Origin of the sequence: Mucilaginibacter sp. OAE612 (assembly GCF_041806395.1) — a bacterium.
GTDB classification, from domain to species: domain Bacteria; phylum Bacteroidota; class Bacteroidia; order Sphingobacteriales; family Sphingobacteriaceae; genus Mucilaginibacter; species Mucilaginibacter rubeus.
This window is the reverse complement of sequence record NZ_JBGMUW010000001.1, coordinates 4,178,911-4,194,647: the sequence shown is the minus strand read 5'-3', so window position 1 is coordinate 4,194,647 and position 15,737 is coordinate 4,178,911. Positions and strand designations below refer to the sequence as shown.

At 46.0% G+C, this 15,737-nt stretch carries 15 protein-coding genes; 8 read left to right on the top strand and 7 right to left on the bottom strand.

What is annotated here, in order from left to right; genetic code table 11:
- Positions 1-1,255 precede the first annotated feature (1,255 nt).
- The 4 genes from ABID99_RS17520 to ABID99_RS17505 all read right to left on the bottom strand — a co-directional run bounded on the left by ABID99_RS17520 (position 1,256) and on the right by ABID99_RS17505 (position 6,385).
- The gene (locus ABID99_RS17520) at positions 1,256-4,177 is read right to left on the bottom strand and encodes an ATP-binding protein (protein WP_373614565.1); all 2,922 of its coding nucleotides are present in this window, start codon (positions 4,175-4,177) and stop codon (positions 1,256-1,258) included.
- Positions 4,178-4,219: 42 nt separating this feature from the next.
- Positions 4,220-5,110 carry a hypothetical protein gene (locus ABID99_RS17515; protein WP_373614564.1) on the bottom strand — a complete coding sequence of 297 codons (891 nt, stop codon included), beginning with the start codon at positions 5,108-5,110 and terminating at the stop codon, positions 4,220-4,222.
- Between the two features lie 17 nt (positions 5,111-5,127).
- Entirely contained in the window at positions 5,128-6,048 is a 921-nt protein-coding gene (locus ABID99_RS17510) for a hypothetical protein (RefSeq protein WP_373614563.1), read from the bottom strand.
- Positions 6,049-6,115: 67 nt separating this feature from the next.
- Positions 6,116-6,385, bottom strand: a complete 270-nt coding sequence (locus ABID99_RS17505) for a hypothetical protein (RefSeq protein ID WP_373614562.1) — start codon at positions 6,383-6,385, stop codon at positions 6,116-6,118.
- A 116-nt stretch (positions 6,386-6,501) separates the two neighbouring features.
- Here ABID99_RS17505 and ABID99_RS17500 point away from each other — a divergent pair, with 116 nt between their 5' ends.
- From ABID99_RS17500 to ABID99_RS17480, 5 genes are all read left to right on the top strand, one after another.
- Entirely contained in the window at positions 6,502-6,960 is a 459-nt protein-coding gene (locus ABID99_RS17500; RefSeq protein WP_373614561.1) for a PA2169 family four-helix-bundle protein, read from the top strand.
- A 138-nt stretch (positions 6,961-7,098) separates the two neighbouring features.
- A complete protein-coding gene (locus ABID99_RS17495; protein ID WP_143020773.1) occupies positions 7,099-7,257 on the top strand; it encodes a lmo0937 family membrane protein in 159 nt (52 codons plus the stop codon).
- A gap of 56 nt (positions 7,258-7,313) precedes the next feature.
- Entirely contained in the window at positions 7,314-7,592 is a 279-nt protein-coding gene (locus ABID99_RS17490) for a hypothetical protein (RefSeq protein ID WP_373614560.1), read from the top strand.
- Positions 7,589-8,359, top strand: a complete 771-nt coding sequence (locus ABID99_RS17485; RefSeq protein ID WP_373614559.1) for a Ku protein — start codon at positions 7,589-7,591, stop codon at positions 8,357-8,359. Before ABID99_RS17490 ends, ABID99_RS17485 begins: the two co-directional genes overlap by 4 nt.
- Position 8,360: 1 nt before the next feature.
- The gene (locus tag ABID99_RS17480) at positions 8,361-8,690 is read left to right on the top strand and encodes a cupin domain-containing protein (protein WP_373614558.1); all 330 of its coding nucleotides are present in this window, start codon (positions 8,361-8,363) and stop codon (positions 8,688-8,690) included.
- A gap of 716 nt (positions 8,691-9,406) precedes the next feature.
- Here the strand turns inward: ABID99_RS17480 and ABID99_RS17475 are convergent.
- Positions 9,407-9,634: a hypothetical protein gene (locus ABID99_RS17475; RefSeq protein WP_373614557.1), complete on the bottom strand. Its 228-nt coding sequence runs from the start codon at positions 9,632-9,634 to the stop codon at positions 9,407-9,409.
- Positions 9,635-10,657: 1,023 nt separating this feature from the next.
- Positions 10,658-11,773 carry a S1/P1 nuclease gene (locus ABID99_RS17470; protein WP_373614556.1) on the bottom strand — a complete coding sequence of 372 codons (1,116 nt, stop codon included), beginning with the start codon at positions 11,771-11,773 and terminating at the stop codon, positions 10,658-10,660.
- Between the two features lie 149 nt (positions 11,774-11,922).
- On the opposite strand from ABID99_RS17470, the gene ABID99_RS17465 reads away from it, so the two are divergent.
- Entirely contained in the window at positions 11,923-12,066 is a 144-nt protein-coding gene (locus ABID99_RS17465) for a hypothetical protein (RefSeq protein WP_373614555.1), read from the top strand.
- Positions 12,067-12,463: 397 nt separating this feature from the next.
- On the opposite strand, the gene ABID99_RS17460 is transcribed toward ABID99_RS17465, so the two are convergent.
- On the bottom strand, positions 12,464-13,438 hold the full coding sequence (locus tag ABID99_RS17460) for a hypothetical protein (protein WP_373614554.1): 975 nt from the start codon (positions 13,436-13,438) through the stop codon (positions 12,464-12,466).
- A gap of 367 nt (positions 13,439-13,805) precedes the next feature.
- On the opposite strand from ABID99_RS17460, the gene ABID99_RS17455 reads away from it, so the two are divergent.
- Positions 13,806-13,964: a hypothetical protein gene (locus ABID99_RS17455; protein ID WP_373614553.1), complete on the top strand. Its 159-nt coding sequence runs from the start codon at positions 13,806-13,808 to the stop codon at positions 13,962-13,964.
- 87 nt (positions 13,965-14,051) lie between these two features.
- A complete protein-coding gene (locus ABID99_RS17450; RefSeq protein WP_373614552.1) occupies positions 14,052-15,731 on the top strand; it encodes an ATP-binding protein in 1,680 nt (559 codons plus the stop codon).
- Positions 15,732-15,737: the final 6 nt, after the last annotated feature.

Below are 15,737 nucleotides of genomic sequence, written 5' to 3'. Positions count from 1 at the left end.
GGTAGTAGTAGATGTATTTTAATATTATCAATATATTAACATGATATAGCCGGATTTTATCCAAATGCCGATGATATTAAAAGAAATAACGCCAATCATTGGGTTTATGACAAAAACGCAAATATTTCTCAGTTTAGATACCTAATGTAGAAAACTACTCATAATCCCGATATTACTAAAAGCCTAATCATACTTTCATGAAACCATCTAGCGCGAGATTGTGTTAGGTGAAGAAGTAGCTCGGATTGAAAGTGAATAGCCTAAACAGCAGAACAAAATTTTTCGGTATAGGGAAACATGACGCGGAAATAAAATTCCCATTTGGGAGACCGTTAAAAGCTCAGGAGGGAACCAGAACCCCAAATTAGTTACTGACTTTTATGACAAAATGCCTTCCCATCGAAATGCCTCCTCCATTACTATAGCATCCCTTATTGTTCTAGCATTGGGATTATTAAAAATCGTTGTTGCGATATCCCCTTCCCTAATTTTGTAAATATTACGATCTTTAGTCTTAAAGCTTTAAAGGAAACGCCCCATACGATTGTTCCTAGCAATGTTAAGCTTAAAAATACCAGTGGAGTGTTTGGATAACAGAAAACCCCATTTTAACGCACGATTGAAAGCGTAGCGCTTATGCTCTCAATATTTGACCCGGTATTATTAAAAAAATAATGTAAAATTCCTCAATCGGACCTAGTATATGCACTAAGAATGGCTCTAGGTCTTGCCTAGCTATAAAATAATTTTCGTCGCTTAACTGGGTTATTCTAGAAAAATGGTCATCAGCGTCCAATAAAATTGCCTCCATATTTGATGAGGGATATGGCTAAGTTTTAGGTACAATATCGGTTATCAATATTTTTTGCATTTCCATCTTTTGGAAAACTAAAAATAACCGCAGTTAAAATATTATGCAATAGGTGTTTTCACGCTATCTATCTAATTTTTTAAATAAGGATTTACGATATGCCTCTCTTAAAGAGTCAATGTGGATGAACCACTGTATATTGACCCCAGCCGGCCAATTTGGTTTTGACCACTTTTGGCTATTAGAACCAAATAGTTAAGGATGTAAATGAAATTGGCCGACAGGGGGCGATCAAAATGGTTTTTCCAATTTACCGCTAATCTTCGGTAAGTGGTATGGAAGTCATCATAACTTGGGCGGCAGCAACCTGTACCGGTTCCAGGGCAAGGAGCTGGTTTCGGTCGAACCCAACGCATCTGACTGCTGAATATTTATTATACCACGTCAATGATCATTTTTTACATCTCTTGGCGCATAACCGAAATAGTTGGAAAAACTGGTTGAGAAACTGGCCGGACTGCCAAAACCGACGCTATATGCAATCTCTGCCACGGTAAGGTCTCCTGATTTCAATAGTTGCAGTGCTTGCTGGAGGCGTATCATGCGGATCAAGTCTCCGGGTGAATGACCTAGTGTATTTTTGAGTTTGCGGTGCAGTTGTGCCTTGCTTAGTCCGATGCTATCGCATAACTGATCCACCCCGAATAACTCGTTAGCTAAATTCGAATTTATAAGGTTACGTACTTTCTCTAAGAAGCGCAGTTCCTGAGGCGGCAAAACACCGGCAGCAGGCTTCCAGGCCTCCTCGCGCCGGTAACGCTCCTGTAACAACAGCCTGTTCCCGATGAGTCCGTCTGCCAGCGCAAGTAGTTCCGCCCGTTCAAAAGGTTTTGACAAGTAGGCATCTGCACCTGCGCTCCATCCTTTGTTACGGCTTTCCAATGCATTTTTGGCAGTGACCATCATTACCGGTATATGACTGGTTAGTTCCTGCATTTTCAATTTACCGCAAACCTCATAGCCGTCCATTCCCGGCATCATCAGGTCGGTGATGACAAGATCAGGAATATGCTTTTTGGCCAGCTGTATCCCTTCCTCGCCATTTCGCGCAGTTAATGTTCTGAACTTTACGTTTAGCGTTTCGCTTATAAATGCCCGAAGCTGATCATGATCCTCAATAATGAGCAGTAAGGGGCCATCGTTGGTAAGATCATCTTTCTCATCCGTTTGCGTAGCGCCCTTTTCGGCTTGCAGTGACAAATCTCCATCGCCGATGTTGGCCAGTGTAATGTTCACCGGCAGTCTTATGCGGACAACCGTACCAACATTTTCCGTACTGTTGATAGCGATCGTACCGTTCATTAACTCAACTAGTTCCCTGGTAAGCGCCAAGCCAATGCCGCTGCCTTCATTTGAGCGGGTATCAGAGGAATCTGCCTGATAAAACCGGTCAAAAACGTATGGTAATTTAGCTGCCGAAATACCAATGCCCTGATCAGCGACAGTAAAGACCAACGCAGTAGGTTGCTGAGCTTTTTCCAAATCAACCGTTACATGTATTTCACCGCCGGGCAAACTGAACTTGATAGCGTTTGATAACACATTCCTTAGTATCATGGTTAACTTCCCCTCATCAACTACTCCCCTTAACTTGCTAAACCGGCTTTTGAGTGCAAGCGTAACCTGCTTTTGCATAGCGGCGTTGCTAAACGGAAGCAATACTGCTGTAGATATTCCGAGGATATCGGCTTCGGCATTTACGATTTCCATTTTGCCTTCTTCCAGTTTGCTTAGATCAAGCAATTGGTTGATCAGGAGCAACAATTGCTGCGCATTCTCTTGGATGAGCTTGCCCTGTTTTCGTTCAGCGTCGGTGCCGGCGTTTTCCGCTATCAGGCCGGCCGGTCCGATGATCAATGATAAAGGCGTGCGGAATTCGTGGGTCAGGTTAACGATGAACCGGGATTTGAGTGCATCCATCTCCTGTAATTTTTGAGCCTGGCTGCGTACCTCCAGCGTACGTGCCGCTACCGTTTTTTCCAGTTGATCGGCCTGTCCGGCCAATATTCTGTTCTTTTCCGTTTCCTGCGCCAGGCTTAATTCAGACAGTTCCTGTACTTCTTTCAGCCGTGCGCTCAGGCTGCGATTAACAGCCGAAAAATCAAGCGCAAGGTACACCGAAAAGCTTAATGGGATGGCCAGCAGCCCGATGCTCATCCATTTACCAATTAACTCATCATTACCCTTCATCAGCCCAAAAAGGTCGCTGCCCACCACCAGATAAAACAGGGTTAAGGTGAGCATGCCCGTGCCGATAAGCCAGATCCTCGGCTTCCGGCGGAGCATTGCCCTCACCAGCGCAAATAAACCATCGGCCATTACCAGCAGGAAGTAAAAGATTTCCAGCCAAAAGATAGTCGCTCCGGAAGCATTACGATACTGCAGGAAATAATCCAGTAAGGTCAACGAACCTAACACGGCACTAATGAGTATACGCTTGCGTGGCAGGTGATCATCACTCACGCCATATAAAAGAATTGCGGCAAGGAAGGCGGCCACAATGATCCCTGTTTCAAAAAGATCGGCGGTTATCCGCTGCAGGTAGGGATCGCTTGTACCAACGGTTAAATAGCGCAGGTAAAGCACCGCTGAAGTAGCAAATAGAAAAAGGCTGTAATAAAGATTCAGCCGCTGTTTGGGATAAAAGGCAAATAGCGCCAGGTGCAGCAATACGAACGCCAGTTGCGCGCCAATACTGGCCAGTAAAAAGCTGTTCATCTTTAAGCTATCAAGTGCCCGGCTGGCCAATTGCTCATAGGTACCTGCCCATAACCGGAATGCGACATATTCCGGGAACGGCGGCTGCTCATTAACATATCTGACCGCGAGCAGGTGCTGCCGATGATCCGATAGGATAAAGGGATATACGCTGAAAGGGGCACGGGCAGAATGAGTTTCTTTGTTTGTTTTGCCGATTGTACCGGCTTCGCCGATCCTTTTTCCATCAAGATAGATCTCTGCGGCCCCGGTTTGGCTGATCCGGAATGCCAGCACCTTATCGATCAGGTTGTCATCTGCTTTTAACCATAACCTGAACCAGCCGCTTCCATTCCAGCCATTGGGTTGCCCGGTGCGGCCAAAGGCTGTTGTTGTAACCGCCCATGTGCTGTCCGGGATAGCAGGGTCGCTATAGTCTCTTCCATCCATCGTGTGGAAGCGCCAGGAAAAAGTATGGAGTGCAAAGCCTTCCTTATGGGCTTTTAAACTGTCTGTGAGAAGTACAGGAAGCCGGCTCATACCCTGCGGATGGCCCGCATTAAGCAGGAACAGACAGGTCAACAGAACATAAAACCGTAATCCGGGCATAGGTAAATTTATGATTTTTGAAATAATTGCCAAAGAAGCGGCTCAGGGACATTCCGGACGGGTATACAGCAGTTTAATTCCCATGAAATAAAACATGATAAAAGGGATGGCCGGTATGGAAACCAGATAGCTCATCGTGGAAAAAAAATCCGGCGCGGAAGGGGGCACTAAATTGAGCAGGCCTGCACAGAGGCTGATGATCACATAAGCACGTACGGCCCGAAACTTAAGGTACCCGGTCCTGCCCAAGGCCATTGCAAACATGGCAGTCGCCAGATAAATCAGCGAAACCTCCGCTGTGCTGATCACGAAGAATAGTTCGCGAAAAGCAAGATACCAGTCAGGCCGGTTTGACGTTTTGAAACTTTGGAAAGACGCGGAAAGAAAACTCCCCCAATAGGCCATATTGATCAAAAAAAGAGGTATCGCCAATGTCATTAAAGCGAGGCCCAGTGCTGCAAATGTTTTTTCCTTATGTTGCAGTAATTGATAAAGCGATGTGGTGCCGAGGTAGGCCAGTATCCCGCCAAGGATCAGCAGGTTAAACCTGGTATGCTGCTCTCCCTCCAGGTCCAGCCAGCCCTGAATGGTTTGCGGCGGTCTCCCCATTCCGGCAAAAAGAGGGAAAATGATCCAGGGAGCGATGAGCAATAGCGCGGTAACAATAGCTAACCGGCTACCAGAAGGATGGGATCTAGGCAGTTGACGCATGGCCAGCGCCATTATCAGGATATTGATCAGCCAGGCCGGCACATACCATTGCCAGTTTACATGGCCTACACCGAAACCCAATAGAAAGGTTAAAAAGGGTACCGAAAAGAGGTAAGTTAAGCTTACTTTTTGGATAGCATTTAGGTGACGTCTACCAGAAGCTCCAGGCGTGGCACCGCCATCTGCGTTTGGAGCGCTTAATACTTTTTCTGTGATCATCATTCAAATAGTTGTCGATGTTATTGATACGAATAGTTATAGGTTGTGACGTAATGGGTATTTAACCCGGTAAAATAACTGGTATTTATCGTGATCTGCGTGGGATAGCCTTTATCGTTATAAACGTAGGCCAGATCATCCTGCTGATATTTAACAAGGGCGTTTTTAACCTGGTCATATATTTCTGTAACGATCTGTTTAGGGTTGTTTTTACAATAAGCCAACGCAAATTCAGGAATATACCCCTGGGGATACGACGCTACCCAATAGTACCTGATCGCCGAAAAAGGTGAAGGCTTATCGTCGAACCCAGTAAAAGTTATACGCTGGTACATTTCACCAACCCGGACACCCGACAGGCGTACAAATTCGGCCGTTGCCAGGTTGCCCTTATCGTCGTACCTGTAATTATAGTTGAAGCCACCCCCATCAGCAGTAATCGACTTCAACGGCAAGCCCTCTTTATTGTTTTCAAATTGCCATAGGCCACCGGGCTTGGTTTTCGAAACCCCGCTCGCGACGTCCTTGTCGATATAGGTATAAGTAACCTGAGTTGGTGCGGTTTTATAAATATTAACAGGCTTATCGGGCAATCCGACCAGATTATAAAGAAAACTTGTAGTGCTTACATGAACCAGCTCCTTAAATGAATTATACTCGTTAACATTTAGGTCAACCTGACTGGTGCCAACATTGCAGGTCACCACATTATCGGTCCGCGCATATTTTACCAGGTTGTTATCCTTATCATATTCATACTTATAAACATAAGTATTAGTCCCATCGTTCTTCGACTGACTGAGCGGGTACATGACCTGAACCTGGTTACTGTCAACCGGAGAAACGGGCTTTGGGTTGATATTTTTTTTCTGGCAATTGCTTAATAAAAGGATTGTGCATCCTGCAAGTGCATAAACTAATGTTTTAATAATTTTTTTCATGGTAAATGAGTCTTTTTAATAGCGTTAAATGGGCTGAGGCGATCAGATCACCATTGAGGATCACCAGTTAATGCCCGGCACAAATAAACGTCAAAGGCGAAAGGAACACTTTCGAATTTGTTGCAATTGCATTCGAATTTTTACCGCTATTTTCGGCAACAATACGCTTAGGTAGCATCCACCTGCCATTAAGATCAGCCATATTATTTAACGGACAGTGGCGATACTGACCTCCATCGCCGTTGCATGGATAAGCGCAGGCTATCAGGCAGTGGTTGGCTCGCCAGCCAACCCGGTGAAAGTTTGAGCGGCTGGTAGGTCTGATCCGACATTCCATTCGTTTAGAAAAAAATACGCCTCTAGTATTTTTTATTGAAATTTCTTACGGATTAAATTTATTTCTTATAAATGGCACGGTATTGGAGATAAGTCAAGCCTATCAAAAAGAAAAACATGATGAGTACTACAACAGCAGCAACAGGCGTAATTAATGACCTGATCGAGATCAACAACGACCGCGTAGCCGGTTTTGAAAAAGCAATCGCGGATATCAAAGACGAAAATATTGACCTTAAGGAACTGTTTCAGCGTTATGCTGCACAGAGCCGCAAAAACAGCCAGGAACTGGCGGCGCTGGTAGGCAACGTCGACGACGTAGAAACCGGTAACAGTGTTAGCGGTACCTTGCACCGCGCCTGGATCGATGTCAAATCTTTATTTGGGGGCAGCGACCGTGCCGGAATCTTATCGGAAGCGGAAAGGGGTGAGGATGCGATCAAAAAAGCCTATCAGGATGCTTTGAACAGTGAAGACCTGCCGGTAAACGCCCGCGAAACAGTCAGCAGTCAGGCACAGGAGATCAGTGCTGCACATGATCAGATCAGAGCCTTGCGGGATGCCGCAAAAATCTAATTTCCGTGTAGTTTTTATAGGGCTGTCTTTAGGGACAGCTTTTTTAAAATGCTATGCAGCGAAAAGAAATTTCTACCTGGCAAGGCAATTGAAACAGCTTTGCATGTTTATCATATCATCTACTTAAAGAAAAATAAAATGAGATCATTACTGTACATCGTAGCCGTCATCCTTATCATCGGATGGGCTATCGGAACATTTGCATACGCAGCCGGGGGGCTGATCCATGTATTATTGGTTATCGCGATTATATCCTTAATCCTGGGGTTCCTCAGGAGGGATACCACGGTAGTTTAATTTATTGACAACCAAATAACCCGGTTTATTTACCGGGTTATTTATTATGAAACCTTATGGCCAATTACCCCATCACTATAACATTAGATAAAGAGGTTCATCACTTTGAGGTCGGAGAATATCCGCACCACGACGAAACCCGGTGCCGTTATCATGTCTACGAGGGAGGTAGCATGGTAGCCAGCTTTGAACCGGATGCACAGGATTTCCTTCATATATGCCAGAACAAAGCCGGGTTCAAAGAAGAATTACTTTATTTGCTGGCTGACCAGATCGAAGCTCAATTACAGCATCCCGGCAATAAGCACCTGGACTTTAAAAACAAGGAGCAATGAGATCAATCTGGACAGGATCAATCGGTTTTGGGCTCGTAAGTATCCCGATCAAGCTTTTCTCAGCTGTGCAGGAAACAAGGCTTGACCTGGATATGCTTGACAGCCGTGACCATGCGAACATCAAGTTCATGCGAGTGAATGAAAACACCAGGAAGGAAGTTCCCTACGACAAAATTGTCAAAGGCTATAAGTATGATGATGATTACTTAATCATCGAAGAGGCAGACTTTGAGGCGGCAGCGCCGGAAAAAACCAAAGTGATCGAGATCGAAAATTTTGTCGATCTGGCTTCGGTCAACCCGATGTATTATGAAAGTTCCTATTATACCCAGCCGGCCACGAGGAAAAACAAGGCCTATGCGCTGTTGCTGGAGGCGCTGAAAAAGTCGGGCAAGGCGGGCTTAGCGCGTTTCGTGCTGAGGAGCACAGAGAGCCTTTGTATCGTACACCCGGTGGATAAGGATATCGTGGTTACCCGTATCCGCTTTCAACAACAGATCCGCAACCAGGAAGACCTGGCGCTCGATGATGACATCACCGTGAGTAAAAAAGAACTGGACATGGGCCTGGCGCTCATCAACCAATATGCGGAGCCGCTGGACCTATCCAAATATAAAGATCAGTACCACGATGAGCTGATGAAGATCATTGAGGCAAAAGCGAAAGGTAAACGGCCGACGATCAAAAAACTTAAACCAAAAGCAGCCAAGAGCGATGACCTTTACGATCAGCTGATGAGCAGTTTGAAAGCAAAAAAGGGGGCCTGATATGAGGATGCAATTGATCGATCCACTTTCGTTGCCGGCAGCCAACAGTAGCCCATATTTGAATACGGCCATCAGCGAATTGAATGACCATGTGGTGCGCATGGGGGTAATGACAGCACCCTACCCCTGGCATTATCATCCGAATTCGGACGAAACCTTTATCGGCTCGGAGGGCGTGGTCATCATTGAAACACCAAACCGGATTTTTGAGTTATCGCCCGGCATGGTGCTCACCATCCCCCAAGGTGTCCCTCACTGTACCCGGCCGAAGGGTGAACACAGCGTTAATTTAACGATAGAGCGTTCGGATATGGAAACAATATTTACCTGAAATTACATTTGATCTTGCAATATTGGTTCTACGCAATTTGCAGATCGTTTAAACTGCAATTTTTCATTTGAATGCGATAGGTTGAATAATAGTTGGGTTAATATTGCCTTGTATTGGAAATGGGTTATAATTACCACCTTATTTTGTTGTCCGGTATATACTATATTATCGTTTTCTCGTCTGTTTCGACCACAGTCCCTTGTGATATCAGAATTGTTGTATGTTTTTTTTGGCCATAACAGGGTTGGAGGTTTTGAAGATGTATGACAGGTGGATACGGTTTGGATGTTTTCTGACCGGTTATAAATACGAAGTATTAAACGGTCGCAGCGAGGTCGCGCACCGCGCAGTTAAACGCTATCCAACCGCATTGCTCATCATCTTCATCTTGTGGGGCTTTATTGGTTAGGCCTGTGTTAGCAAATATCTGGCAGTCAGTTGGTATTACGCGATATCAGGCGCAGCCCGCTTTATCGTCGTCATCCTTCAGGTAGAACGGCAAATCATACTTTCCCATTCAATGAGCCGGTGGAAATATGGCGTGCGTACTTTTATCGTCCTGATCATGGCGGTCATCCCTCGATTATTATCGACCGGATCTTTTTTGGGACGCAGGAATATAACTAAGTCGTTGATAATCTAAAAAAACGACCGACAAAGCCGCGTTAGACATTAAATTAGCCGAAGAGCGAGCCCTCCGGCTTAACACTTACAACTTAGCAAGGATCTTTTCTCCAATGATCCGGAATATCCCTGTTTTGTAAGTGGCGCTCACGCGCGACATGAACCGGACTGTAACCTTGCTTACAAGCATAGTCCTTGGCTTCTCGTTGGGTATCAAATTTGCCGCCAACGGAAGCACCATTAACGATAACGACATGATGGTCGACAGCCGCATTCTTGTCTGAAGAAATTGGCCTGTGTTCTACATAAGCTGCTGCCATGATAAAATTATTTAAATATAGAATCAAAACTAAGTCCTTAACAAATCATTTTTTTACGGATTCCCGCATATTCCAAAACAGCAACCTCTTGCTTGTTTTGGAAGCGAACTGTCCACAATGAGCAAGTGAAGACCTTGATAGGACCTTTGTGAAGTCAACGTTGACCCGTTACAAAGCAGATCATACCCCCCAACTTCATCTGTTGGAAGTATACGAAAGAGGGTATTGAACTCAATGACCTGAATTATGAATTTGTAAGCCATTTGGACTACCTGGCTGAACTGAAAGGAAATGCAAAAAGTATGTTGCTTTAAAATATATCTGTAATCTGAAAAAGGTCGTGCTTTACACTCAGCTAAATCAATATCATTATTAAAAACCCATACCGTGTAGTCACAGCTTAACGCAGTTGGGCACAAAATTAATATAGGTTGGGCCTCCACTTCGAATTTACCCAACATGTAAGCAAATTAGTATAGTTGTTTCTAATCAATAATATCGCTTTAACAATTTGTGAATGGTTATTGGAATTTATGTTCTTTAAATTGCCTGTTAATTAAAACAAAGCGCTCGATCTCGAAATTTTTATTTTGAAAATAAACTATAAAACACATCTGCGCTGTAATCACCTCTAATACTTACATTTTAGATACCCAATATTTAGATCTATCTCCAACTGCAAGGCGTGCTTTCGTAACGCATGAACCATCTTTGTTAAACAGGCCCACTCGTAATTGTTTTTAGTGATTGTACGATCGATTTGTGCATCCTATGCCATAAATAAAGGATAACTGAACATTTATCTTTTATACATAGAATTAATTGGAGTTGTTATCGTAAAAGAACGGCTTTTGTCGCCAAAAGTAATGCTTTGGAAAGGAACGAATTTGGAGTTATAAGGTTAAGTGAAATTAGTGAGGGGGCAAGTGGTTGCAGCAGACAATTGAAAAAAAACATATAAAATAAACGCCAGACCTGATCAGCCTGGCGTTTCCTGTTCCAAAATACTATAGCTTCGTTAAATCAATTTTCAATACTTAAAGCGTGCGTATCCTCAACAACAATCTCAGGCTTGCCCTGATATTCAATTATCTTTCCCTGTACTGTTACAGTTCTATTTGCTATTTGAGATGTTAATTGCCTGGCATCGCCCTTTAACACGACTGTCAGCAGCTGCTTGGGGTAAGGCGCACCGAGGTTAACCAATACCATGCTCTTGATATCTTTGCTACTAAACACTTTCCCGGTAACAGAAACAGCTTTCCCAACATTATTTTTTACATCCTCAAGTTTGATCTTCTGAGCCGGAGCTGAATTGTTTGATAGAGTAGGAGTACTTGCCGGGTCAGCTTTAATCGCCTTCACTTTGGTATCACTAAATAACTTATTCAGTTCTCCCGCCAACCTGATGCCAGCCTGACCGATCCGTAAGTGTACGGTTGGAATATACTTCTTATAATAAGCTTCATCAATATTTTGCCCTGATTTAATATCCGCGTAAAGTTCAGAACTGATCTGATAGCTCTCCCAAAGCCATTCCATCGGGCTGGCCGCCTGCCATTTCTCGATTTGCGCATCATTGGCCCAGTCATATTGTTTGGCGATCTCTTTCTCACTTAATCCCTCATGATCGATTAACTTGCTGTCCCATAAACTGTGCAGGTTAGTCCCTGCATGATCAAATCGCACCTGGATCGTATTGCCTCCCTTATCTTCGGCACGGCTGACATGCATAGGCTGATGCGCATCACCGACTAAATGGATCAGGTATTTAAGCGCGCTGTTCTTTTGATCCGGTGTCGAAGCCTGATCTTTTAAAATAGCTTCCTCTTTAAGTATGGCCCCGTAAACATTATCATTGCTTTGCTGGTTAACAAAGTCAACAAATTGCTGGTGGCTTAGACCCAAAGGGAGGTTTAAAAAGTGCCACTTACCCGTTGTAGGGTTGCGATGGTCATCAGCCCAGGTGCTCACATCCGCCATGCTTTCGCCTTTCAAATAAGCGGAAACCGCATAGGCGGTATTTGAAGTTAAATGCTTTTGTGCTATCGTCGCCACCGCCCTGTGCCCTTTGTATCCCCATGAAATTAAAGCCGCCGATATCGCTATCAATGCTCCTGATAATACTTGTTTTCTCATGTGGCAAATGTAGGAAAGCAAATGACAGATGAAAATCTTTATTTGAAATTTTGCTAATTAATTTAGTATGGTCTTTCTGAAATCAGAAGTCACGACGGCAAAAAGCCCGGAAAAGGGTTTAAAAAGCCAGCCTTGATAAACGTATTTTAATGAAGCTAAGTATTTGTTTATCAAATGACTTTGACGGGTTTGATTTGTCAGGTGGGTTTGGTAAGTTTAGCAACCAAAAACTGAATGATCATGAAAAGACACCTTATCCTGCTGTTCCTGATTGCCGGAACGTTATTGTGTAAAGCAAGCTTTAATTCAACTGTTAAAACCTCGAATAGCAGCTTCGCGACCTGCAAGGGAGAGAACCCATGCAGGGCCTGCAAGAATTGCAAATATTGTAAGCGTTGTGCTAAGCAGGGGCTGACCTGCGGGGTTTGCAAAAAATAGGCTGAACGCCTTAACCAGATACAAGGCTGGCTGCCCGGGTTGTTGGTAGTAGCAGGGCATGCTTTTGCGGGATTTTGACTGGTGGGAGGCCTGTCAACGCCCGTTTTCATTATAGAATTATCGGCGAAAGCTAGAGGCTGATGGCAATCATATCCGCTTTCCTGCCTGTCTGGTAATCGTATATCCGGCCGGCATTCGTTGCCGTTGCCGTGTTGGAAGCGAAGCGCCTTCCATGCTGATGAAAACTTGCCATTAGTTCTTTGCCACCGTTGCCGGCGCAGCGTGGCTGGCGTATTTGTTCAGGATGTATATGGTCACCGGCTTCAGCTTTCGTTCCCGGTGAACCGGGTGAAAGCCGCCCGCGGTATAAAATTCGACATCTCCGTCGATTTTGGAATACCAGACATGGCCCAGCGACCTTTGGCTGAGCGTGTCCGGCCTGGTGATTTTTCTGAAATGGGCCATTTGCAGGCTGTCCATCCCAAAAATATCCGAACCGCTCAATTTCTCCCGGCAGGAGATGGAACGGTAATGGTCCCCTGCCCAGCACATGCACTGTTCCTTAATTTTCTTCGCGTTCCAGGCCCAAAAGATCCCTCCGCCTGAGGCACACAATAACAACAGTAAAACAGCCGTATTTCTTAACCTTGAGTTTCGGGAAGTTTTAATCGTGAGCGGGCGAAGAACAGCCTGGTCATGCGTTTCCGCTGCGTGGTGACCGGGCAACTGATTTTTTGTCTGTGCAGGTACACCGGGCGTAGTCATGACAGCTCGCCCTTCCTTTTCTTCTTCCCGCTTTTCCTCTTCTAAGATCCTCCCCGGCAAATCCATTTGTCCGGCTTCAGGATGATGCGCCCTTTCTAATTCCACATAGGAACGGTCCCACGCGTAGGGGCGGGGGCTGAAGTCGACCAGCCAGGCCAAAAGCTCGATGTTTTTTTCCTGAGTGACGGAGGTACCCCCCTTTAAAAAATTATCAAGCGGTTTGAATTTCTCTGCTTTAAGATTGGTGATCGCCCGCAAATACGCGGCCGCATCTTCGCGATGCCCGAAGAATTGCCGGAGTATTTTTTCGTCATGATGGTGGTCGTAGCGCGCGGTAAAAACGGCCATACATTCCTCCCGCAACCTGCCGGGCGTGGTATTGACCAAATTGGGCGAAAGCCGGTTCGCCGTTTTCTTTTCGTGATAGGTCAGCAGGACTTGCTTTTGATAATCAGCAAACATTTTCCAAAAAAATTTAAAGTAAAACTAAGGGAATTTTCGGAATTCCGGTAGCATTTACGGAATCCTGCCGGAATGACCGGAATTACCGGAATTCCTTGCTGCAAAGCGGTTTAGGCCGCTATACATTTGCTTTCGTAATCAGACGGGCAGCCCGATAGCTAAGGGAAAACCTCCCCGCCAGGTTTCAAAAAAAGAGCAGCGAAAGCGGCGGCCGCTAACCGGCTTGGGAAGCGGTAACCCGGCTTCTGCGATCGTTGCCCGCACTTCCCAAAAAAATGTAAGAAGCGCTTCTTACGCAGTTTGCCAGGCCCGGGACCGATCCCCCCGGGTGCCGGCCATTAGCTTACTTATTTAAATTTTTTGGAAAATGTTTAATCTATTCTTTGCAATATTTATGGCATTCGCATGCCCTGCACATAACCATCAGACCGGAACAGGCAACGGCACAGTAACGATTAATGCCGACAGCGGCGGCGATAACGGGCACCTGCCCCCTCCGCCACCTCCGCCGCCAGGTGGTTTTTAAATACTGTTATCAAGGCAGGCCCGGAAGGCCTGCCTTTTTTGTTTCCGTCCTGTAGTACTTCAAAGCTTTTTCCTACATTTAGCTCCCATGATCACACCGGGAAAGCTGTCTTTATGCATAGGCCTCTGCCTGGCGGTACTGTGTTCCTGCCGGGAAGCCAAACGGCCGGTTCCGAAGGCGAACTGGGATACTTACCGGAAAGCCTACGCTTTCCTTTCCAGCCGGCCAGACTCCGCTTTTTACTATTTCAATGAGGTCGTATCGGCTTCCAAAGACAGCCAGCAGGTGGCCATGGCCTATACCAATATGGGGATGATCCAGTCGGAAGCGGGGGATGATTTTGGTGCGCAGGAAAGCCTGCTGCTCTCGCTGAAGTTCCTGGATGAAAAGGATGGCAAAGACCACAGCAGCCTGGTCAATGATTACAACGAGCTGGGCATGACCAGCTTCAACCTGAAGAACTACGGGGCCGCGATCAGCTTTTATGACCGGGCGCTCGCTGCCACGACCGATGAGCAGCTGAAGCTGGTGATCCTGAACAATAAGGCCAATGCTTACCGGGAGCAGAAAGCCTATAGACCCGCGCTGAACATCTATCGGACAATTACGGCGAAAACCGGGAAGGATAAGGCTGCTTACGCGCGGGCGCTGACCAATATGGCGGCCACCCAATGGCTGAGTAATCCCCGTTATGATGCCGCACCGGACCTTTTAAAAGCGCTTGCTATCCGCGTGGAGGAAAAAGATGAATGGGGGCAGAACTCGAGTTTTGCGCACCTGGCGGATTATTATGCCCCCAGCCGCCCGGATTTGGCCTTAAGTTACGCCCGCAGGCTTTATGCTGTGGCGCAACGGCTTCAAAGCCCGGACAACCGGCTGGACGCCCTGGAAAAACTGGTCAGGCTGGCACCCCCGAAAGAAAGCAGGGGCTATTTTGTAAAATACCGGGAGCTCGGGGATAGTATACAAACCGCACGCAATGCATCCAAGAACCAGTTCGCCCTGATCCGTTATAATGTACAGAAAGAACGGGCGGACAAGCTCAAACTGCAAAAAGAAAATACGGAGAAAAAGTACCAGATCGACCGGCAAAGGGTGGTCATTGTAGGGACTTTTGTCCTGATCGTTTTGGGCGTGTTCTTTTTGCGGTTCTGGTATCGTAAAAGGAGGCAACGGTTGGAGCTGGAGGCGGCGAACGCGATCAGGGAAAGTGAGCTGAAAACCTCCAAAAAAGTACACGATGTGGTGGCCAACGGCCTTTACCGGATCATGAAGGAAGTCGAAAACGGGTCCGGAATAGACAAGGCGGTGCTGCTGGACAGTATCGACAACCTGTATGAAAGGTCCAGGGATATTTCCTATGAGGATCAAAGGCCCCAGGTAACACCATTCCATCAGCGTGTCGCCGCCATGCTGAATTCCTTTGCCACAGACCGGATCCGGGTGCTGTCCGCGGGTAATACGGAAAATTTCTGGGCACATACCGGTCCGGAACAGCAGGATGAACTCTGGGCAGTCCTGCAGGAGCTCATGGTCAATATGCGCAAACACAGCCAGGCGGAAAACGTAGCCCTCCGGTTCAATGTCGAAGACAAAAAAATACATATCCACTACACCGACGATGGCAGGGGCATCAGCGGCATCCTGAAAAAAAAGAACGGCCTGCGGAATACGGGAAACCGTATCAAAAGCATTGGCGGGGAACTTAACTTTGACACTGACCAGGAAAAGGGCCTGAAAATCCATATCACCTTCCCGGCCATCTAAAAGCTG